This window comes from Oceanobacillus kapialis (assembly GCF_044790185.1).
Taxonomy (GTDB): Bacteria; Bacillota; Bacilli; order Bacillales; family Amphibacillaceae; genus Oceanobacillus_B; species Oceanobacillus_B kapialis.
The window spans coordinates 2,048,213-2,070,564 of sequence record NZ_CP085256.1; the positions used below are offsets into that span (position 1 = coordinate 2,048,213).

Annotated in this window: 22 protein-coding genes; all 22 read right to left on the reverse strand. The window is 38.5% G+C overall.

Annotation, left to right across the window (positions count from 1 at the left end):
* Positions 1 to 28: 28 nt before the first annotated feature.
* The 22 genes from LG273_RS10800 to LG273_RS10905 all read right to left on the reverse strand — a co-directional run bounded on the left by LG273_RS10800 (position 29) and on the right by LG273_RS10905 (position 22,211).
* Positions 29 to 1,147, reverse strand: coding sequence for a Nif3-like dinuclear metal center hexameric protein (locus LG273_RS10800; protein ID WP_404453468.1), 1,119 nt, complete (start codon positions 1,145 to 1,147; stop codon positions 29 to 31).
* Positions 1,122 to 1,850 carry a tRNA (adenine(22)-N(1))-methyltransferase gene (locus LG273_RS10805; protein WP_404453471.1) on the reverse strand — a complete coding sequence of 243 codons (729 nt, stop codon included), beginning with the start codon at positions 1,848 to 1,850 and terminating at the stop codon, positions 1,122 to 1,124. The genes LG273_RS10800 and LG273_RS10805 overlap by 26 nt, the downstream gene beginning before the upstream one ends.
* Before the next feature lie 90 nt (positions 1,851 to 1,940).
* Entirely contained in the window at positions 1,941 to 2,342 is a 402-nt protein-coding gene (gene cccA / locus LG273_RS10810; protein ID WP_379564486.1) for a cytochrome c550, read from the reverse strand.
* A gap of 102 nt (positions 2,343 to 2,444) precedes the next feature.
* Complete coding sequence (locus tag LG273_RS10815; protein ID WP_379564488.1) at positions 2,445 to 2,984, reverse strand: hypothetical protein; 540 nt, start codon at positions 2,982 to 2,984, stop codon at positions 2,445 to 2,447.
* An 81-nt stretch (positions 2,985 to 3,065) separates the two neighbouring features.
* Positions 3,066 to 4,190, reverse strand: a complete 1,125-nt coding sequence (rpoD, locus tag LG273_RS10820; protein ID WP_042223433.1) for an RNA polymerase sigma factor RpoD — start codon at positions 4,188 to 4,190, stop codon at positions 3,066 to 3,068.
* Between the two features lie 29 nt (positions 4,191 to 4,219).
* Positions 4,220 to 6,037 carry a DNA primase gene (dnaG, locus tag LG273_RS10825; protein ID WP_404453475.1) on the reverse strand — a complete coding sequence of 606 codons (1,818 nt, stop codon included), beginning with the start codon at positions 6,035 to 6,037 and terminating at the stop codon, positions 4,220 to 4,222.
* Positions 6,038 to 6,580: 543 nt separating this feature from the next.
* Positions 6,581 to 7,384 carry a pyruvate, water dikinase regulatory protein gene (locus LG273_RS10830; RefSeq protein WP_379564493.1) on the reverse strand — a complete coding sequence of 268 codons (804 nt, stop codon included), beginning with the start codon at positions 7,382 to 7,384 and terminating at the stop codon, positions 6,581 to 6,583.
* Between the two features lie 22 nt (positions 7,385 to 7,406).
* Positions 7,407 to 8,036 (reverse strand): helix-turn-helix transcriptional regulator, encoded by a 630-nt coding sequence (locus LG273_RS10835; RefSeq protein ID WP_404453478.1) that lies wholly within the window; start codon positions 8,034 to 8,036, stop codon positions 7,407 to 7,409.
* A gap of 88 nt (positions 8,037 to 8,124) precedes the next feature.
* Positions 8,125 to 10,209: a glycine--tRNA ligase subunit beta gene (glyS, locus tag LG273_RS10840; protein WP_404453481.1), complete on the reverse strand. Its 2,085-nt coding sequence runs from the start codon at positions 10,207 to 10,209 to the stop codon at positions 8,125 to 8,127.
* Positions 10,210 to 11,088: a glycine--tRNA ligase subunit alpha gene (gene glyQ, locus LG273_RS10845; RefSeq protein ID WP_379564499.1), complete on the reverse strand. Its 879-nt coding sequence runs from the start codon at positions 11,086 to 11,088 to the stop codon at positions 10,210 to 10,212.
* A gap of 390 nt (positions 11,089 to 11,478) precedes the next feature.
* Positions 11,479 to 12,222 (reverse strand): DNA repair protein RecO, encoded by a 744-nt coding sequence (recO, locus tag LG273_RS10850; protein WP_404453485.1) that lies wholly within the window; start codon positions 12,220 to 12,222, stop codon positions 11,479 to 11,481.
* Between the two features lie 40 nt (positions 12,223 to 12,262).
* Entirely contained in the window at positions 12,263 to 12,406 is a 144-nt protein-coding gene (locus LG273_RS10855) for a YqzL family protein (protein WP_379564503.1), read from the reverse strand.
* Between the two features lie 94 nt (positions 12,407 to 12,500).
* Positions 12,501 to 13,403, reverse strand: a complete 903-nt coding sequence (gene era / locus LG273_RS10860) for a GTPase Era (RefSeq protein ID WP_379564700.1) — start codon at positions 13,401 to 13,403, stop codon at positions 12,501 to 12,503.
* Positions 13,404 to 13,593: 190 nt separating this feature from the next.
* On the reverse strand, positions 13,594 to 13,965 hold the full coding sequence (locus tag LG273_RS10865; protein WP_379564505.1) for a diacylglycerol kinase family protein: 372 nt from the start codon (positions 13,963 to 13,965) through the stop codon (positions 13,594 to 13,596).
* On the reverse strand, positions 13,955 to 14,419 hold the full coding sequence (ybeY, locus tag LG273_RS10870) for an rRNA maturation RNase YbeY (RefSeq protein ID WP_404453489.1): 465 nt from the start codon (positions 14,417 to 14,419) through the stop codon (positions 13,955 to 13,957). Before ybeY ends, LG273_RS10865 begins: the two co-directional genes overlap by 11 nt.
* 1 nt (position 14,420) lies before the next feature.
* Complete coding sequence (locus LG273_RS10875) at positions 14,421 to 16,529, reverse strand: HD family phosphohydrolase (protein WP_404453491.1); 2,109 nt, start codon at positions 16,527 to 16,529, stop codon at positions 14,421 to 14,423.
* Positions 16,530 to 16,667: 138 nt separating this feature from the next.
* On the reverse strand, positions 16,668 to 17,636 hold the full coding sequence (locus tag LG273_RS10880) for a PhoH family protein (protein WP_404453494.1): 969 nt from the start codon (positions 17,634 to 17,636) through the stop codon (positions 16,668 to 16,670).
* A gap of 2 nt (positions 17,637 to 17,638) precedes the next feature.
* Positions 17,639 to 18,862, reverse strand: coding sequence for a sporulation protein YqfD (gene yqfD, locus LG273_RS10885; protein ID WP_404453497.1), 1,224 nt, complete (start codon positions 18,860 to 18,862; stop codon positions 17,639 to 17,641).
* 21 nt (positions 18,863 to 18,883) lie between these two features.
* Positions 18,884 to 19,165 (reverse strand): sporulation protein YqfC, encoded by a 282-nt coding sequence (yqfC, locus tag LG273_RS10890; RefSeq protein ID WP_404453500.1) that lies wholly within the window; start codon positions 19,163 to 19,165, stop codon positions 18,884 to 18,886.
* 209 nt (positions 19,166 to 19,374) lie between these two features.
* Positions 19,375 to 19,881, reverse strand: a complete 507-nt coding sequence (locus tag LG273_RS10895; RefSeq protein ID WP_404453503.1) for a hypothetical protein — start codon at positions 19,879 to 19,881, stop codon at positions 19,375 to 19,377.
* 31 nt (positions 19,882 to 19,912) lie between these two features.
* On the reverse strand, positions 19,913 to 20,905 hold the full coding sequence (gene floA / locus LG273_RS10900) for a flotillin-like protein FloA (protein ID WP_379564519.1): 993 nt from the start codon (positions 20,903 to 20,905) through the stop codon (positions 19,913 to 19,915).
* Between the two features lie 25 nt (positions 20,906 to 20,930).
* Complete coding sequence (locus LG273_RS10905) at positions 20,931 to 22,211, reverse strand: nodulation protein NfeD (RefSeq protein WP_404459523.1); 1,281 nt, start codon at positions 22,209 to 22,211, stop codon at positions 20,931 to 20,933.
* Positions 22,212 to 22,352 lie beyond the last annotated feature (141 nt).

Sequence of the window (22,352 nt, forward strand, 5' to 3'; positions counted from 1 at the left end):
TATAGAACTCCTTTATTGATAAATTATTTTATATAAACTGAAAAGGATCTGTGCTAGTGGTTGAAACTAGCAATTCAACGCCCTTTTCGGAAAATTGCTCTTTGAGATATTGAAGCACCGATTCCTTCATCACTTTTTCTGCATAATGACCCGGATCAATGACAGCTAGTCCCATTTGCCATGCATCTTGTGCAGTATGGAATGTCACATCGCCTGTAATAAAAGTATCCGCACCTGCTTTTTTTGCGGCGCGTATATATTTTTCACCACTACCACCTAATACAGCAATCTTTTTCACTTTGTGTTCCAAATCTCCAGTTACTCGTAAACCAGGTATATCTAGTTGTTTCTTTATAAGGGTGCAAAATTCTTTTAGTGTAATTGTTTTATCTAATGTACCTATTCGGCCTAGACCATAAGTTTCTCCTTTATTTTCCAGAGAAAATACGTCATAAGCCACTTCTTCATATGGATGGGCTGTGATTACTGCGGAAAGAACGTCTTGCAAGAAACTTTCTTGTACAATTGTTTCTATTTTTACCTCTTGCACAGCTTCTAATGTATCCGTTGATCCAATAAACGGGTCAGTACCTTCTAATGGTTTAAATCTTCCTTCCCCTTTTGTTTGGAAGGTGCAATGACTGTAATTTCCAATATGACCAGCTCCACTATCTCCTAATGCTTCCCGTACTTGGTGCTGATGTGTTTCGGGAACATACACTACTAATTTAAATAGTTTCATGGATCCTTCTTTTATCAGAGGCTGTGGGTTTTTGATTTGTAACTTTTCACAAAGGGCATCATTCACCCCACCTGTCGCAATATCCAGATTGGTGTGGGATGCATAAACTGAAATATTGTGCTCCAGTAGTTTTTTAATCACACGACCTTGTGGGGTATCCGTATGAAGCTGTTTCATTGGTTTAAATAATAAGGGATGATGAGCAATAATTAAACGCACACCATTAGCAATCGCCTCGTCCACAACTTCCTCTAATACGTCCAATGTTACCATAATCTTGGTAACAGGCGAATTAAAAGAGCCTACCTGTAAACCAACATTGTCCCATTCATAAGCTAGAGATTTCGGAGCTAACTTTTCCAGTACAGCAAAAACGTCCTTATTCGTTATCTTTGTTTTCGTCATATAGAATCTCCTCCATCCATTTTAATTCTCTATTGAACTGTTCTATCTTCTCTACGTCCTTTGTTTTAGCCTTTTCCATTTGGGATAAAACGTTTTGAAGTTTCTCATACTCATGTCGCCATTTCTTGTAAAACACTGCATTTGTTTGCTTTAATAAATAAGGCCCAAACAGCAGCTGCTTCCCCAACTGTTCCTCCAAGTAAGGGGAAACAGCGGTTTTTCTTTTGGCAGTTAAAATTTCATAAATATGGCCGTTTTCTTCTAAAATCGCTTCATCCTCCAGTACATATCCATTAGCTAAAAACCATCTTCTAACACTTCTCGCATCTATGTTAGGTTGGGCAATAATTTGATTAACTGACTTAAGTTTTTCTTTACCCATGTCTAATATATTTCGAATGAGAGCCCCTCCCATCCCTGCAATAACGACTTGATGGACCTCATCTTCTTTTAGGACTGCTAATCCATCTCCTAAGCGAACATCAATACGCGCTTCTAAGTTATATTGTTTAACGGTATGAACTGCACTTTCGTATGGGCCCTCGTTAATCTCTCCTGCGACAGCAGTTGCAGAGGAATCCTGCAAACAAACGAAACATGGCAAATAGGCATGATCAGAACCAATGTCGGCAAAAAAAGTTCCTGCAGGCAAATAAGATGCTACTTTTTCTAATCTTTTAGATAAATTTACATTAAGTGACATACTATCTCAACTTTCCTTATTTTGTTCTATGTAATAAGAAAAGCTTTCTGTCGTATGTGGCAGAAAGCTTCATTCTCTCATGTTACCTATCTACTGTTTTTCAGCAAGCCAGGCAGCTAAAACTTCAGCTTCCTGTTCTGTTGCCATTCCTGCTGGCATAGAACCCTGACCATTAATAATAATATTTTGAATTTCATCTTCGGACAGTCTGCTTCCTACCTGTGTTAGATTCGGTCCTGCACCACCGGATAAATCTGCACCATGACAGCTAGCGCAGTTTGATTCGAAAATTGCTTCCGGATCTTCTGTTGTGCCCCCTTCAGCAGATTCACCCTCGGATGATTCTCCTCCACCTTCTTGGGATTGCTCCCCTTGCTCCTCAGCCTGTTGAATCTCTTCTCGCTGGTCTAATCCAATAATAGATATTACAACTACAGCAAGTATCCCGAAAAGAGCTATTAGTGCATATGGGATAACCGGGTTTTTTCTCATTACGTTTCCTCCTTATGTAATCCCCTATTCTATTTCACTAGAAAAGACTATTTTTATTTTACTCGAAAAACAATATTGTTTAAAGAGTTTACCTATGACAATTTACAAAATTGTATATAGAAAAGTAAATAATAGAGCAATAATTCCGATGATAATCAGATAGTTTTGCTTGAAATATTTTCCTAGTAGGATCCAACCAATAAAATTTACTGCAAAAGCGATACTCAGCCAAGTACCTTCAAGAGGAATTATTTTCCCTATAAGTAAAGTCATAAAAAACATTAGAAAAATACTTGTTATCAAGCTGACATGATATAACATTTCATTTCTTTTTTTAACACTGATATACGTCCAACTACTATAGCATAAAAACAACAATATCATACCAATTTGCCAAAACAGATTTATCGGCGTAAAATAATGCACATAGAATGAGAACGGTACCAAAAAAGAGACTAATACTATTTGTAACCATCTTCCCATTCTTGAGCCAGTGCTAACCTGTTTCGTAACAGAATCAGGTACACCTTCCCCATTCGTATAGAGTGCAAGCAGAAAATCACAGTACGTATCTGGTAGTAGGTGGTGCTCTTTCCAATAATGAATTTCATTAACTATGGTACTAATTCTTTCCTCAGACATCCTTCACACTCCTATTTCTCCCTTTAATAATAGGAGGGGGTCATTGAACACTTATTCTATGCACAATGACCATACTATTATTTAATCAAGAAAATCCTTCAACCGTTTGCTGCGGCTTGGATGTCTTAGTTTTCGAAGTGCTTTAGCCTCGATTTGGCGAATTCGTTCACGAGTCACGCCAAATACCTTACCAACCTCTTCTAATGTTCGAGTACGTCCGTCATCAAGACCAAAACGTAAACGCAACACATTTTCTTCACGATCTGTAAGTGTGTCGAGAACATCTTCAAGCTGCTCCTTGAGTAACTCATACGCTGCATGGTCTGATGGAGAGACTGCTTCCTGGTCCTCGATAAAGTCACCTAGATGTGAATCATCTTCTTCGCCGATTGGCGTCTCGAGAGAAACTGGCTCTTGAGCTATTTTTAAGATATCTCGGACTTTGTCAGGAGAAAGTTCCATTTCTTCACCAATTTCTTCTGGCGTAGGCTCTCTACCTAAATCTTGTAACAATTGACGTTGGACCCGGATTAGCTTGTTTATAGTCTCAACCATATGAACTGGGATACGGATTGTTCTCGCTTGGTCTGCTATCGCACGAGTAATTGCCTGACGAATCCACCAAGTAGCATACGTACTAAATTTGAAGCCTTTTCGGTAGTCAAATTTCTCAACAGCTTTCATCAGACCCATATTGCCTTCTTGAATCAGATCGAGAAATAGCATACCTCGTCCAACATAACGTTTGGCGATACTTACAACAAGTCGAAGGTTGGCTTCAGCGAGCCGCCTTTTTGCTTCATCTTCATCATTTTCAATTCTGGTTGCCAGATCAATTTCTTCGGCTGCAGATAGTAAATCAACTCGGCCAATTTCCTTTAAGTACATCCGTACAGGATCATTGATCTTGATTCCAAGTGGAACACTTAGATCATTCAAGTTGAATTCTTCTTCCTTGGCGATTTGCTGCATATTTGGATCCTCTTCCGATTCACCAATTACCTCGACACCCTGTTCTCCAAGGTACTCATAAAATTCATCCATTTGGTCAGGTTCAATTACAAAGTTGGATAAACGATCAGCTATCTCCTCATAAGCCAGGACACCACGTTTTTTTCCCATCTCGAGTAATTGATCTTTCGCTTGTTCAATGGTTAGTTCAGGCTCATTATTTTCTTTGGTTTCTGAAGGCTTGTTTTCGGCCATGAGTCCCCCTCCTTCCAGACTACATAAAACTAATTTGTATTCTTTAATTGTTTTTGTATCTCAATAATTTGTTTAGCAATTTGGGCAGCTTTTATTGGATCATTCTGCCTTTCAGCCATTCTTTGTTGACTTTTTAAAGATTGAATATCCGTCACATCATTTGCTTGAGCCCGGATAACTTTAATATAATCATTAATCTCTTTGTCACTTATATCATCAATGACAGGAGTCATTGCAATTTCAATAACGATCTGGTTAAGCTTTTGGTCTGTCAACCGTTCAATGAATAAACTCACATCTGCTGAATGACCATCTTCATAAAAGGCATATAAGTGGGTAGCAATTATTTTGTGTTCATCTACATTAAATGCTGCACCAAGCTCTTCACGTACCTTCTCAGCTATTGTTGCATCCTGTAGCATATAAGAAATAAGTTTCTTTTCTGCATTTTGAAAAGCAGGCAATAATTTTTTATTGCGGACAGGTGCTGAACTACTATTAGTATATCTGTTCTTTTCGCTCTTATCCTGTTGCTTTTTGTTTCTGTTCTGGTAATTCTCTAATTCACCTATCAAGGTATCCATTGAGATATCAAATTCTTTGCTTAACTCTTTTACGTAATATTCCCGTTCCACAGGACTATCAATCATTGCAAGTTGTTGGAGCATTTTTTCGATATATTTTATACGGTCACCTTCAAGGTTTAAATTATACGCCTTCCGGTGATATCGCATATAAAATGCAATAAAGGTTTCGCTCGCTTTAATTACCTCATTTTGAAAAGCTTCTTTTCCATAGGTTTGAATGAAGCTGTCCGGGTCAAGCCCATCCTTTATTCTTGCCACCTTCACGTCACATCCAACGGTGCGCAGTAAATCAGCAGCTTTGCTCGTTGCTTCAACACCAGCATTATCTCCGTCATAGCAAATAATAACCGTGTCGACATAACGTTTTAACAATTTTGCTTGATATTCGGTTAAAGCGGTACCCATGGTAGCAACCACATTTCGGACATCTGCCTGGAAAGCGGATATCACATCCATGTATCCTTCAAACAAAATCACTTGACCTTCCTTGCGAATATATTTCCTAGCAAGGTCAAAATTAAACAATAGCTTTCCTTTTTGGAACAAATCACTTTCCGGGCTATTCAAGTATTTTGGCTCTTGATCTTCGCCCAGTGCACGCCCTCCAAAAGCGACTGTTTTTCCCAAGTGATTACGTATAGGAAAAATTACTCTTCCTCGAAAGCGGTCACTTACACTATTATCATTCAGTAGCGAAACTAAACCTGCTTTAACAAGGATTTGTCGGTGAAATCCCTTTTTTTCTAAGAATTCTGCGGTAAAGTCCTTGGCATTTGGAGCAAATCCTAAATGAAATGCATCGATTGTATCTTCTTCAAGGCCTCTATCCTGTAAGTACTGATACCCTTCTTTCCCATCCTTCGCATATCTTAATAAATGGTGATACAGTTTAGTCACCCACTCATATGCGGACAGGATACTCTGGCTTTCTTGGGATAAAGAGGATTCTTTTTTGACACCAGTATCAGGAAGTTCTTTACCAGACCTCTCTGCTAAATGCTGCAAGGCCTCATAAAAGGAATAGCTTTCCATCTCCATTAGGAAAGATACAACGTTACCACCTTTCCCACAACCGAAGCAGCGAAAAATCTGTTTCTCTTGCGTGACGGAGAAAGACGGGGTCTTTTCACCATGAAATGGACAGAGTCCAACAAAATTTCTACCTTGTTTTTTTAGTTGAACATAGTCCCCGATGACATCAACAATATCATTTGCTTGTCGAATTTCTTCGATTACTGTTTCGGGAATTCGATTTGTCATATTATCACCATGCTATCATTACTATTCGTCGAGAATGGATGAAATCCTTCATAATTCGACAATATTTTTTCTGTATGGAGAAAAAATTCCTTCATTGCTTAGTTTTTCATAGAAGGAAAAGCTGTACAGAGTTTATATTGTTTTAATTCACTCCAATAATTCACGTATAAAGCTTTGGAATAATGACCATCCTAAAACAAGGTTTTTCTAAACAAAAGCAAACCAAAAGTCGCTTCTTTTACACTATTTCTACATATTCCTGATAGAATCCTTCTTTTCAAGGAATGTTTTACTTTTCAGAATATGCATGTGACATACAAATAGAACGATTGTTTCTATTTATATATATATCTTTACACAAAATCTGATTATAATACACTTTAACCAAAAACGCCAGAATTTAGCACAGATATTCTTCTGACCGAAAACTAGCTGAAACTGCTTCCTACCTTATAACAAGCAGCACTCTTTTATTTGGTAGCATACAAAAAACATCCTATGCTATATAGAATGTTTTATTGTAGTATTAATCATAAAGACGCTTTAGGTTTCTATTAATTGTAAGATGTTATTAGCCGTTTCCTCAACAGCTTTATTGGACACATCAATTACTTTACAACCAATTCGTTTGACGACATTATCAAAATAGCTTAACTCCTGATGAATTCGTTCAATGTTAGCATAAGTTGCCTGACCACCTAATCCTAAAGCCTTGAGCCTCTCTTTTCTAATCTCATTTAATTTTTCCGGGCTTATTCTTAACCCAATGCATTTCTCAGGAGACACTTCAAAAAGTTCTTCCGGTGGATCAACCTCCGGAACGATGGGAACATTTGCGACCTTCAAGCGTTTATGTGCAAGAAATTGTGATAATGGTGTTTTAGAAGTTCTAGAGACACCGATGAGCACAATGTCAGCTCGAGAGATACCTCTGGCATCACGTCCATCGTCGTATTTAACTGCAAACTCTATGGCTTCTACCCTTTTAAAGTAATCTTCATCCAATTTATGAACAAGCCCTGCTTCCATTCTGGGTAGGTTGTCAAACACACGCTCCATTGAAGAAAGCATAGGACCCATAATATCTATCGCTTCAATCCCCATCTCTTTAGCCTGGTCATTAACATACTTCCGTAAAATCGGGTCTACTAGGGTAAATCCAATTAATCCTTTACTTTCCTTCGTTAGTTGAAGTACTTCATCAATTGTACCCGTATCTTCAACATAAGGAATACGCTGTATTTTATACTCACCATTATTAAACTGACTAAGTCCAGCTTTAATAACGAGCTCTGCTGTTTCACCAACAGAATCTGAAATGACATATACAATTGGTGCCCCCGTCATCCATCTGCCCCCTTTGTTTACATTAAACTTGATCGTTTGTAATTAGTTCGACAAACACCTTCGTAATAGTTGTTTTCGTGATGCGTCCAATTACCTCTAGACCAGCATCTACGTCCCTAACAACAGGGATGCCGTCTATTTGTTTGTTCATCAATTTCATCGCAACATCAATTAAAAGATCTTCTTTTCTACAAACTGTAATATTGGGCATTCTCGTCATAATTATGTGTACAGGAATAGCATTTAAATCTTGTTGTCCGATACTCGCACGCAGAAGGTCCTTGCGGGATAAAACACCCGTTAAGCAAGATTGTTCATCCACAACAAACAAGGTTCCTACATCTTCGAGAAACATGGTAGAGATCGCATCGTACACAGACACACTTTCTTTTACTACAATTGGGACATGCTGGTACTGTTGAACTTTGAACTTTTTAATTCGTTCTGTAAGGAGCTCAGAACCTGTCTTACCTGTAAAAAAATACCCCACTCTTGGTCTTGCATCAAGAAAGCCGGCCATCGTTAGGATGGCCAGGTCTGGTCTTAATGTCGCTCGTGTAAGATGTAATTCCTCCGCAATGTTTTCTCCTGTTATTGGCCCGTTTTCTTTTACAATTTCTATAATACGCTCTTGTCTTTTCGATAATTCCATCTAGCCACCACCTGGCGATCAATATTGCATACTTGCATCATATTATAGCTTATACCTTTGAAAAAAGGAAATATGGGAGCAACCGTGATTAAAAATGCTGTTTCCATTCAATTTTTGTAAGGTCTGCGTAATCTCTTATAAGCTTCGCAATATGATGGACGAGCGTTAAACGGTTTGTGCGAATGTTTTCGTCTTCTGCCATCACCATATTATGTTCAAAAAAGTCATGGATGTACGCTGACAGACTGGAAAGAACATTTAAAGCTTCTTTTGCATCTTTCCTTTGGTTTTTTTCGTTATAATTTCCTTTCACCGATTCAAACGCACGGTACAATTCTTTCTCAGAATCTGTTTCAAATAAAGTTGGGTCCACATCCCCTGTCAGATCCTGCTTCGCCAAATTTAAAAGACGAACAAGTGCTTCTTGTACTGGTTTAAAAGCTTCATCACTTCTTTTTTCAGAGAGAGACTGCGCTTTTGCAATCGTGTAAGATACATTGCCAATTTTCTCATGTAATACAGCTTGCGTGATATCCTGTTCAACATCTGCTTCCTTCAGTATGAAACTTGCACGTGCGGTGAAGAAAGTATGCAATTCTTGTTGTACCTCTTGTTCGTTCTTTGTCTCAATTCCAGTTTTCCTCAATTGCTCTAAAGCGAATGCTAATAATTCTTCCAGTGTAATATTCCATTTTCTTTCCTCAAGGATACGCATTACGCCAAGTGCTTGTCGTCTAAGGCCATAAGGGTCTTGTGAGCCTGTTGGGATAAGTCCGATAGAAATACACCCAACAATCGTATCTAATTTATCGGCAATACTGAGCATTGCTCCAATTTCACTTTCAGGTAATTCTCCATTAGCTTGCACAGGTAAATAATGTTCCTTAATTGCCATTGACACTTGTTCCGTTTCTCCAAAGTGACGGGCATATTTTTCTCCGATAATTCCTTGTAGTTTTGTAAATTCATTAACCATATTTGTCATAAGGTCGAATTTACAAATTTCAGCTGCTCTTAAAGCATCCTTTGTCATTTCCTGCTCCAACTCTAACCGTGTGCCCAATTGCTTTGTAATGCCACTAATACGATTTGTTTTATTAGCAATAGTTCCAAGCTTCTCTTGGAAAACAACTTTTCCAAGTTTCTCCTGGAAGAATTCGATAGAGCGTTTCTTATCTTCAGTATAGAAGAAAGCTGCATCTGATAAACGTGCACGGAGTACCTTTTCATTTCCTTTTATAACAGTAGTTAAGGAAGCGTCATCTCCGTTACGGACACCCACAAAATGGGGTAACAGGTTTCCGTCCTCAGACATAACAGGGAAATAGCGCTGATGCTCCTTCATGGAAGTAATCAATACCTCAGATGGAAGTGATAAGTACTTCTCTTCAAAAGACCCAATAAAAAGCGTTGGGTATTCAACAAGATTGCGAACCTCTGTTAGCAAATCGGCATCCACTGGTATATGATAATGGTGTTTCGCTTCAGCTGCTTGGATTGCATCTACTATCATTTTCTCTCTCTCATTTGCATCCACTATAACAAAGTTCTTGGCTAGTTTTTCCCTATATTCTTTTGGAGTTTCTAGAGTTATCTTCTCACCTAAAAAGCGATGACCATAAGTCACATTGCTAGTTACCACACTTGCCACTTCAAACGGAATCACTTCACTGCCAAATAAAGCAACAACCCATCTAATTGGCCTTGCGTAACGCAGAGTTTCCGTTCCCCAGCGCATGTTTTTGCCAAATTGAATGGATTCTATTATAGATTGCAAGTCTGGAAGAAGCTCAGATGTGGCCTTTCCTTTAATTACCTTTGAGACATGGATATAATTCGTGCCTTTTACATCTTTCATATAAATATCCGAAACGTCTTTTCCCTGTCCTTTTGTAAATCCTATGGCCGCTTTAGTCCAATTACCCTCTTCGTCTTTTGCAATTTTTTCTGCAGGCCCTTTCGCTTCTTCCTCAATGGTTTCCTGCTCTTCAGCTACTTTTGTTATATGGACCGTAAGTCTCCTTGGTGTTGAATAGCTGGAAATCGAATGATAAGAAATCCGCTGCTCCTGCAACCAGCTAGCTGTATTTTCTTTTAATTGTTTTTCTGCATCATCTACAAACCGTGCAGGTAATTCTTCAAGTCCAATCTCTAATAAGACATCCTTAGCCATTTATTTCTCCTCCTTTTGAAGCATAGGAAAGCCAAGTCTTTCCCTTTCTGCGACATATGTTTTTGCAATGCTTCTAGCTAAATTACGTATTCTTCCAATATAGCCTGTTCTCTCTGTTACAGAAATCACGCCTTTGGCATCTAGAAGATTAAAGGTGTGCGAACACTTAAGAACATAATCATAAGAAGGAAATACAAGGCCTTTTTCCATGGTTGCCTTTGCTTCTTGCTCATACATTTCAAATAACTGAAAAAGCATATCCGTATTAGATTCTTCAAAGGTATATACCGAATGTTCATATTCAGGCTGGAAGAAGATATCCTTAACGGTAACACCTTCTGTCCATTCTAGATCAAACACATTTTCTTTATCTTGAATATAGGAAGCAAGTCGTTCTATCCCATATGTTAGCTCTACTGTTACAGGGCTTGCTTCTAACCCACCAATTTGTTGGAAATACGTAAACTGCGTAATCTCCATACCATCCAGCCAAACTTCCCAACCAAGACCAGCGGCGCCTAGCGTTGGATTTTCCCAGTTATCTTCTACAAAACGAATATCATGTTTTAATGGATCAATACCTAGCTTTTCAAGTGATTGAAGATATAGTTCTTGAATATTATCAGGTGAAGGCTTCATAATTACTTGGAATTGGTGGTGTTGGTAAAGTCGATTAGGGTTTTCGCCATATCTTCCGTCATCTGGCCTTCTAGATGGTTCTACGTACGCCACATTCCAAGGCTCTGGTCCCAAGCTTCTTAATAATGTCATAGGTGACATCGTTCCTGCTCCTTTTTCAACATCATACGCTTGCATAATAATGCAGTTTTGGTCTGACCAGTGCTTCTGCAAGGTTAAAATCATTTCTTGAATATTCATTGTCATCTACCTCCATTTATTTATTAATACTTTGTTGTTTTGGTCCCCCGAAAGTTAATGAGTTTTACCTTAGCCTATGCTCCTTTTTTATGCGAGGCTGTAATTCATTTTTAGTGAAAACAAAATCCCCGTCCCTATGTCTACACTTATAGACATAGGGACGGGGATTACCCGCGGTTCCACCCTATTTGCTCAGATAATAAATGAGCCACTTTATGGGAGCTACTCCAGAGGTGCCATTCCTTTAAGTACTGTCATTCGGCTCACACGTTTCCGAATTCGCTGTGCACAGTTGCAAAAAGTACTATTCTCTATCCATGTAGCTATTATTCACATTAAAATATGTACAAATAATAAGCTATTCGCTCCTGTCTTGTCAAGCCAAACTCGCTAAGATAATAGATCAATCTGGGAGAGGAATTTTCTAGACTTTAGATAAAAACCTCCATAAGCATCATAATAGCTGTTTAATAACTCACGCAATAGCTTTTTGTTTTCATCTTTTACAGAGATCGAACCAACCTGATCTAAATTAACTGCCGAAAAGACATAAAGTAGTCTCGTAACGGAATCTGGTAAGGATACCGCTGTCTCATCTAAATACCTGCACTGATTACACAAGAGGCCTCCCTCTTTAATAGAAAAGGCATATGGACTTCTTTTCTGTCCACAATTGGCACAACGATCGACTGTTGGGGCAAACCCACCTTTTTCATAAAGCTTCATCTCCAACATCATGATTGGTATAGCAGGGTCTTCTTTCTCTGTGATCCAATGCATAGTTTGCTCAAACTCTTCATATATATGGATGTCTGGAGATTGTTGATCGAGTAATTTATCAAGTAACTCAGAAACATAGGCAGCATAAGCGGTTTTTACGATATCTTCACGTATCGCACGTAATGATTGTATGACCTCACCCTGCTGTAAGGTACTTAGGCCACTGTTAAGATAAACGAAATATTCTCCATAGATGAATGGCTGCGTAACGGCAGCCATTCGACTTTTTGGCTTTTTGGCTCCCTTTGCCAATAGTGAGAACTTACCTACTTTTTTGCTGAATATCGTTACTATTTTATGTGTTTCACCATAATCATTTGTTTTAATTACGAAGCCGTTTACTTTCTCTAACACATACCTTCCCCTTTTCTATCGGAATGTGCTCAAGTTTTTACTAAAGCTTTGTATCCATTGTAGTTTCTTCCTGCTCCGTCTGTCCACTTATCCTATTGCTTGGTTCATTTTCCAACTCTTTCATTAATAAATAGGTTTCAATGTTTCCCGTTTGACTAAATACTTTCCAGGTTAAGTCGATCACAAGAAACCCCACCTTTCTTTTTAGTTTGAAAATGTAACTCATTAATTAGAATGACCACACGGGCTGAAACAATTAGTATAAAAATTTACCATGTTTAATATTCATCGCTTCTAAACCCGTATTCATGAAGCTGATTTTGCTTGTTTCTCCAGTCCTTTTTAACCTTCACCCAAAGCTCTAAATAAATCTTTGAACCAAGTAATGCTTCAATATCCTGTCTGGCATATTTACCGATGTTTTTCAGCATACTTCCTTGCTTCCCAATTAGGATTCCTTTTTGCGTCTTTCTCTCTGTGACAATCGTCGCTTGAATATATAGAGAATTATTATCCCGCTTTTCCATGTTCTCCATCACTACTGCTATGGAATGAGGGATTTCTTCTCTTGTTAATTGGAGTACTTTTTCTCGTATTAACTCTGTAATAACAAACCGTTCAGGATGATCTGTAACCTGATCCTCAGGGTAATACTGTGGCCCTTCAGGAAGTTTAGCTTTCAGAACATCTAGAAGATGTGTAACATTATTACCTTCAAGCGCAGAAATTGGGATAACCTCTTGGAACTCTAACTTATCCTTATATTGTTCAATCAGTGGGAAGAGATCATCCGGGTGAATGAGGTCTATTTTATTGATCACAAGGTAAACCGGTCGATTCACGTTTTGCAGAAGGTCAAGTATATATTGATCTCCTCTGCCATAGCCTTCCTTAGCATTGATCATAAATAAAATGGCGTCCACTTCATTAAGCGTGTTTTCTGCCGTCTTTACCATAAAGTCTCCAAGCCGATGCTTCGGCTTATGGATCCCCGGTGTGTCAATAAAAACTATTTGAGAATCATCCTGGGTAAGTACCCCCTGAATTTTGTTCCTTGTTGTTTGTGCTTTATCACTCATAATGGCAATTTTCTGGCCAATCACTCTGTTCATAAAAGTGGACTTTCCTACATTCGGTCTACCAATAATTGCTACAAATCCTGATTTGAAATTTTCCATGATGTATCCTCCAAGACGAGATTTCTTTTTATTATCATACTACAAATACTAGCTAATTTCATATAATCGACAAAACCTTTAAAAACTTTCTATCTTCCGCTAAAAATTAACTTATAGTTTATATGAACAGTTTTTGCTAAAGTAAAACATTGAATGCTTAAATAGTAGCAGAGTTGTGATAAAAAAAAGCCCTTCACCAGGACTTTAACATACTTACTATGTTAGGGAGAAATACGATTACTCCAATTATGGTTGCCATTACCGCAGTAAGCAGGACTGCTCCAGCGGCTACGTCTTTCACGATTTTCGCTTGTGGATGGACATCGGGATTTAAGTAGTCCAGCATTTTTTCCACCGCACTGTTCAAACTCTCTGCAGATAAAACACTACCAATAGCTACAACGGTAAATAACCATTCTATCCGGCTGAGTTCTACAACAAAGCCAGCAATGATTACAATAATAGCTGCAAGCAGATGAAGTCGGAAATTTCTCTCCGACTTCATAACACTCCAAATACCATTTAAAGCAAATTTAAAACCAATTGACCTTCTCTTATCTTTCAATTCCAAAAGCACCTAAGATTTCGTCTTGTCTCTTAAACATAACGATTTCATCCTCTTTTTTAATATGATCATATCCTAATAAATGAAGGAAACCGTGGAGTGTTAGAAAAGCTAACTCACGTTCAAAGGAATGATTGTACTCTTCAGCCTGTTCTTTCGCTTTATCTACGGAGATGACAATATCCCCAAGGATAAGGGGCATTTCTGCACCCACAATCTCAAGTTCTTCATCTAAAGATTCTTGCATCGCGAATGATATTACATCTGTAGGAGCATCTTTTTGACGATAATTTCGGTTTAGCTCCTGAATTTCTTTGTTGTCTACAAAGTTAATAGAAATTTCCGCCTCTGAAGGAATATCTTCCTGTTCAGCTGCAAAGGTAATAAGTTGTTGTAGCGTATCAATATAATCACTAATTACGGTATTTGTATTATCATGAAAATCAATATACATATTATTTGGCCTCCTTCATCGGGTACTGAATTCTTGAATGGAATATCCCTTTGAGTGTATCACAAATGGTACGTTGAACTAAATTTAAATCCTCTAGGGTTAGTGGACTTTCATCCAATTGACCATCCGTCATTCTATCCCTAATGATAGAGACTACAATATCCTCTATTTTTTCTTCAGTAGGTTCTTTCAAGGAGCGTACTGCTGCTTCGACAGAATCACATATGCAGATAATCGCTGCTTCTTTTGTCTGTGGCTTTGGCCCTGGGTATCGAAAGCTTTCTTCTTTAACCTTTTTGTTTTTTTCTTTCTCTTTATAATAAAAATATTTTAAAAGGGTTGTACCATGATGCTGTGTTGCGATATCCACAATTTCCTTGGGTATACGATGTTTTTTCAGCATATCTGCTCCGTCGTATGGATGGCTAATAATAATATCCGCACTTTCCGCAGGACTTATTACATCATGTGGATTTTTAATGGCAAGCTGGTTTTCAATAAAATAATGTGGTCTAACGGTTTTCCCCATATCATGGTAATATGCTCCCACTCTTGCTAACAGTCCATTTGCCCCAATTGCTTCACAGGCTGTTTCACTGAGATTCGCGACCATAATAGAGTGGTGGTAGGTCCCAGGCGCCTTTGTCAAAAGCTTTTTTAATAAAGGTTGATTAGGACTTGATAGCTGTAATAACTTAATATCAGAGAGGATTCCAAGAACCGTCTCAAAGAATGGCAGTAACCCTATAGTTAAAACAGCTGACAAAAATGCTGCCACTACTCCGTATGCAGATTGAATAAAGATATCGCCGATAGCATATTTTTCAAAAGAGAGAAATATAAATGATAGTAGTGTTACGATATTAACTGCTGACATCCCTGCTCCAGCCTTCAAAATCGCCATGCGATCCTTCACATTCATAAGGAAAATGATTGCTGCTAGCTGTGAAAGTAGAAAATAAACACCTGCTTCTACATTGAGTGAGCCAGGAATCTGATGATTAAAAATAATACTTCCTAAAATAGCGTAAATAACACTTAAAACGATGGCTGATCGTTCATGAATTAATTGTTTAATAAGTAAAACACCAGTAGCCAATGGAACTACAAAGAACAGTTGATTGCTTTGCGTTGTATAAATACTGACGATTTTCATTAAAGAAACGACAATTATACTTATTAATATAATGGAGACAATTTTCCGTTTATCTCCTTTGAATCTCTTGGAAATCCAGTTTAATTCGTAGGCGACAAAGCTTGCCAATAGAAGTATTAATAATGCCAAACCAATGATCGGGTAAAGGTTACGCTGGTTGTTTAGAAGGCCAACTAGCTTTAATTCTTCATAGACTTCATTGGTAATTGTCTGTCCTTCACGAACAATGATTTCTCCAGCCCTTATCATCACCGGTTCTACGCTACTGGCAGCATCCTTTCTTGCCTCACTTGTTCTCTCTGCATCGTAAATAGAGTTCTCCACAACAGCAAAATCAGCTATATCTGTTAATACTTCTGTTACTTCCGAATCTAATTCTGAATAGGCAATCAGTTCATTTGCGTGCGAAGTCGCACTTTCCACACTCTCAGTTCTAACACCTGTTTCAAAGGTATCGTTTAACGCTTCTATTAGTACTTCTTTTCCTTCTTCACGCTGCTCTTTCGGGATTTCTACCAAAGTAGCAAGAACATTATCACTAAGGCCTTCCGTAATCTCATCTGAAAGAATCTGTTTAAGTCGTTGAACTTTTTCTTGAGTAGTAACTGGGAGCCTTGTTGCATCATTACTTTCTTCCTCTGAAGCTAGCTCTTCTTCCTCTAGCTTTGAGATCGCTTCGAAAATTTCATTTGCATATGCTAATCTTTCGTTGGTAATTTCCTCAGAAATGTTAAATCTGTCTTCAACCGACTGGACAGTTTCTCTCGTTTTTCTCTGTGTTTCTTGTTCGTTTTCTATGTTGATTGGAGAGCGGATTGTCTCATTTGCATTTGTAAAACGTTCTATATTGTACGTTTCTGTATGTATGTTTCCCCATGTTATAAAAAAGAAAAATAGACCGATAAACAGTGTTGATATGAAGACGAGAAGCCAATTTTTCCTTAAATTTTGCATCAGCCTTGTGTTTAAGTTCCTTTTATTCTTCAACTTCTCCCCCCCACATCCATGTTAAAATTCAACTACTCTTTCCCCGAGAGAATTTGCTCTATTTTCCAAATATTATAGGTACAGACTAAGACCCTGGAAAGGGCCTTAGTTGCTATCTTCTCTTTTATCATAAGCATCGATAATTCTTTGTACAAGTGGATGTCGCACAACATCAGTCTGCTCCAGGTAAGTAAAAGAGATCCCTTTTACATTTTCAAGCATTTGAGATGCTGCATGCAATCCTGATTTTTTACCTTTTGGTAAATCTATCTGCGTAACATCGCCAGTGATGACCATTTTGGATCCAAACCCCAGTCTTGTTAAAAACATTTTCATTTGCTCAGGAGTGGTATTTTGCGCTTCATCTAAAATGACAAACGCATCATCCAATGTTCTTCCCCTCATATAAGCTAGCGGTGCTATCTCAATTGTTTCGCGTTCAACTAGTCGTAATGTATGCTCTGCACCTAATACGTCGTGTAACGCATCATAAAGAGGGCGAAGATAAGGATCTACCTTTTCTTTTAGATCACCTGGAAGAAAGCCGAGGCTTTCTCCTGCTTCTACTGCTGGTCTTGTTAATATAATCTTTTTAATATACCCATTTTTTAATGCGTGAACAGCCATTACAACCGCTAAATATGTTTTCCCTGTCCCTGCTGGCCCAATACCGAATACTAAATCATTTGCTTTAATGGATGCAATGTACTTTTTTTGGCCGAGTGTCTTAACCCGGATAGGTTTTCCTTTAACATTCTTCGTTATTTCATCCTCAAAAAGTGTCTCAAACTGATTAATTTTACCTTTTTTCGCCAGGTCAACAGCGTATACCACGTCGCGTTCTGATATTGTTAACCCTTTTCGAATTAAAGCTAACATGGTCAAGAGTATACTTTGAACAAGTTTAATGTTTGTTTCCTCTCCAGATACGCGAACTACTTCTCCTCTTGTAACAATGGAGACATTTAACAGTTCCTCCAATTGAAGAAGGTATCTATCATTGGTTCCAAACAAGGCTAGCGCTTCATTTGGACTGTTGAGTTGTAAATCAATTTCCGTTAGGTTCTCTGCCATAATCAATCTCCTTGACTTAAAGGTTGGGCTTTTGCGATGTTCTCTTCAACGTTAATGTATAAGTTTAATTTAACTTTACCATTCTCGATTGTTTCATGCAAAACTTTTTCGGAAACAATTACCGCTTCAGGACCAAGCTGCAGTGCTAATTCTTGTTTTGCTTGTTCGATCCCTGCTTTAATCGAATCCTCTTTGGAACGTTCTACATTGGTATACGTTTTTTCACTTAAGATGGTTTCAACAAAATGTATTGGTAACTCCCATTTTAAAAATTGAATGGGGGTCTCATTTGTTTCCCGATGAATGGCTTCATAATCTGGTGTGCCAAATCCCCATATAGGTAATTGAAAATCCCCTGTTTTTAAAGAAAATTTCTTTTCTTTATCGCCAGTTAAATTTTCAGAGCTTGTTTGCAATGGTGCTGTCACGTTTACTTCATACCAAGTAGTGGCTATTATTTCCCCATCTGCTGCCACAAGCTCTCTATTTTCCTCCTCTCCCTTATCTTCCTTTTCCTCCTCAGTGGTGGAGTCATTAATTACACCAGATACAAGCGTATCACCAGGTTCCACGTAATCATTCACCTGAACTTGTGCTACTCCATTTGAAACATACATTTTTTTGATGACCCCTTTTTTTGTTGCTACGAGGTCTCTTGGTCCCACTGGCTCTTCTTCTTCCACAATGATTTTCTCAACACCTTCTAGTGTAAAGGTTGTCCCCTTTTGCTCCACACCAACCCAAAGCAATTCCGGTACATCTTTAACCAATTGCTGTTGAATTTCATTAGGTGATTTTAAAGAGAATATCCAAGCTCCTGGATGAATGCCGTCTTTTTCAAGTTGTTTGCTAATTTTTTCTTCTATATCCTTAGGTACCCCCGTTATCTTTACTTCCCAAATGATATTGGAAAGAAATAAAATGAGGAACATACTAAGAACTACCCCGAGTAATAATTCCTTACGTCTAACAAATCTACGGAGCATAAAGGGGTAGCCTTTACGGTCAATAAATTTCAATTTATAATTGGTTTGTTTATTCAATTTACGAATATACTTAACATCACGTAGCTTTATATTCCCCTCACACCTGTCAGCAGACTTCTTCTTTACATTCCAAACGGTTATGCCTGCGCTTGTACAATGCTGAAAAAAAAGTTCAGGCTTTTCACCTTTAACAGATAATGTAACATAGCCTGTGAGATAAGAGTCCTGTAATTGTTTCATGTTTTCCCCCTTAGCGTCCTATTATTCTGGCACAAATTTCACTTCCTCAATGGCGCCTTCTAAAAGAATTTCTTCTGGTAGCATCATTTTAAGTACAAAGGAAGATCCAGTAATATGAATAAACCCTTTATTAGCCTTCAGCTTAAGCTCAGTTTCAGAATATGTGGCCAGGCCTTTATGATTTTCTATATACACATGAAGCTGACCGATAATGGTTATACGTGGCAGCTCCAGCACAATATCAGAAGGAAGCGCAAGATATTTTATTAACCATGGACGAATCCCCTGTTGCCATTTTTTCACAAATGCAGCCCCCTCTCCTCAACATATGTATGCTTAAAATGCATTTATAAGAACTGAAAAAGTGTGAGAAAGGATTACCATTGCAACAGGAAGAACTTAGAAGGGGCTATGAACTCGAGTAGGATTGAAATGCAGGAAAAGGCGGGATAAACTATAGGAAATGCAAATAAAAAAGCCAGAACAAGAAATTTCCTTGTTCTGGCTTTTTATTATTTTCTTTCTTGTACTACAGTTCGATAAGGCTTTTTGGCACGTGGGGGACCGAGAATTTCAGCCATAATTACCCCGTTTGCCAATCCTTGCTTTGTTAAATTCCGGTTCAACTTTCTCTTAAACTGCTTTTGACTTGCAGACAAATGATCCTCTTCTTTACTTCGCTCCTTTAAAGAAGAACTGCGCTGCAAATTTTCGGAAATGTTTTCTGCAGAGCGTTTAGCCGTAGCATATCTGTTAGCAAGATGATCAAGCTGATTTTGTTGCTGCTCTTCAATAGAAGAAGCATCAATGGTGCTTACAGTATCCTCAAGTGAAGGAGAAGTTCTCGGATTAGCCGAATTCGACCTCTGAGTTGGAGGTGTATTCTGTCGAGGCCTATTTTGTGTGTTCTCCTCTTTCTTCTTAGAACCTTCTTTAAAAAAGCCAATTATTCCGGCGATTATAGCAAGTAAAACAAACATATTGCCGAAAATTGCTTCCAAAATACTAGATATATCCATTCACGAAACGCCTCCTTTTTGAACAAAGCGTTTATTTTTGGTCGTGTTCTTCATTATCCTCCGATAATTTTCCGATTGAGTCTCTCATATCAGTATCGGCATCAATATTCTTGTAATTCATATAATCCATTACACCAAGATTTCCTGAGCGTAGTGCTTCGGCAAGAGCCAATGGAACATCTGCCTCTGCTTCGACCACTTTAGCACGCATTTCTTGCACTCTGGCAACCATTTCCTGTTCTTGGGCCACAGCCATCGCGCGACGTTCTTCTGCTTTAGCCTGTGCAATATTTTTATCTGCTTCCGCTTGGTCTGTTTGCAAGATCGCACCAATGTTTTTACCGATATCTACATCTGCAATATCAATGGAGAGAATTTCAAATGCAGTACCAGCATCAAGCCCACGATTCAACACATTATGTGAGATAGAATCCGGATTTTCCAATACTTTTGTATGTGCTTCAGAGCTACCAATTGTACTTACGACACCTTCACCAACACGGGCAATAACAGTGTCTTCCCCAGCACCACCGACTAAACGGTCGATGTTTGCTCGTACTGTAATTCTTGCTTTTGCTTTTACTTCAATTCCATCCATGGCAATACCTGCAATAAATGGTGTTTCAATTACTTTAGGGTTTACACTCATCTGTACAGCTTCCAATACATCACGACCAGCAAGGTCAATCGCTGCTCCTCGTTCAAATGGAAGTTCGATATTAGCTCTATGAGCGGCTATTAAAGCGTTAACTACCCTGTCAACATTACCACCAGCTAAATAGTGACTCTCAAGCTGGTTTGTTTTCACATTCAAGCCTGCTTTATGTGCTTTGATCAATGGATTAATAACTCGATTCGGCACTACTCGACGTAGTCTCATACCAATTAGTGTGAAGATCCCCACCTTCACCCCGGCTGCTAGTGCGCTAATCCACAGCATTACAGGTATGAATGTAAATAAAATAGCTACAGCAATCAATATTACCGCAATAATAATTAACGGCATAAGTTCTTCAAAATTCATATAAGTTCCTCCTGTTTATTATTTATTATAAGTTAGATATTTCTCTAACTACAATACGAGCTCCTTCTACCTTTACGATCTTTACACTTTGGTTTGTGTCAACAAAACTTCCTTCCGATACAACATCCAATCGCTCATTCTCGAATACAGCTGTACCAGAAGGGCGTAAAGGTGTGACAGTTTTCCCTTCCAACCCTAATAGCTCTAAGCGATTCGCCGTAGAAACATATCCCTGTTCGGTTGTTGTTTGATCTTTAAGGATAATATGGCGAAACACCCCTTTATCCAAACCTATTCTTCTAAATAAAATAACGGATGCGATAACAGCAACCAAAAAGGCGATGGCGATACTCATGGACATATGCCCCATATCATATCCAGACATTAGTAGAGAACCAATGATTGCTCCGATTCCCAAGAGTCCAAGGATCCCACCAGGAACAAAGAATTCCACAATAATTAAAACCACTCCTAAAAGAAGGAGAATCATGGCTTCCATACCAGCTAATCCTGCAACAAAATGTCCATAGAAAAATAATATTAAGGCGATTATTCCCATTGAGCCAGGAACTCCAAACCCGGGAGAATACAATTCTACAATTAACCCCAAGCTTGCAACAGAGAGCAGGATTGGAATTACAACTGGATTCGTCAGAAATCTAGCTACCTCTTCTGCAAACGTAGTTTCTTTTTCTACAATCTTAGCATCAGAAAGATCTAGCTCATTTAATAATTCGACTCGGTCGTCCACTGTTCCTTCTGAATAGCCAACTTCCAAGGCAATGCTCGGAGTTAGAGTTAAATATTCGCCTTCCCCTGCACCATACTCAGACAGATCAATACTTGGGTCAGCCATTGCAGCAGCATACAGAGGATCTCTTCCTTTAGATTCTGCGGCACTTCTCATAGAAGCAAGCCATGCAGATTGTGCTTTTTTACTAGCAGCATTCCCATCAGATGTTATCACGCCACTAGCTCCCATAGTGGCCTGTGGCCGCATATATATTGTATCCGTATTTAACGCAATGTATGAACCCGCAGAAAGTGCTTCATTGACAACAAAGGAGGTGGTTGGTATCTCAAGGGCCTGCAACAAGCCTGCAATCTGACCAGCAGAATCTACTCTGCCTCCCGGTGTATTTATTTCAAAAATAATATGATCTGCGCCTTCTTCAATTGCCTCATCTGTCGTTCTATTTAAAAAAGCTTCTAAACCTCGCTCGACTTCTTTTTCAATAGGGATAACATAAACGGTTTTACCAGCGCCAGTTTCAGCAAAAGCCTTATCCTGTATAAAAGGTAAAATAGTAAGTAAAACAGCTACAAGTGAAAGTATTATGTATGGTAGGAGCCTTTTTTTAGACAATTTATGATTCACCTCCCTTTTACTTTCCTCTATAGTATACGACTACATAGGCGTTGAGGTTTCATTTTTTCATTATTCCTC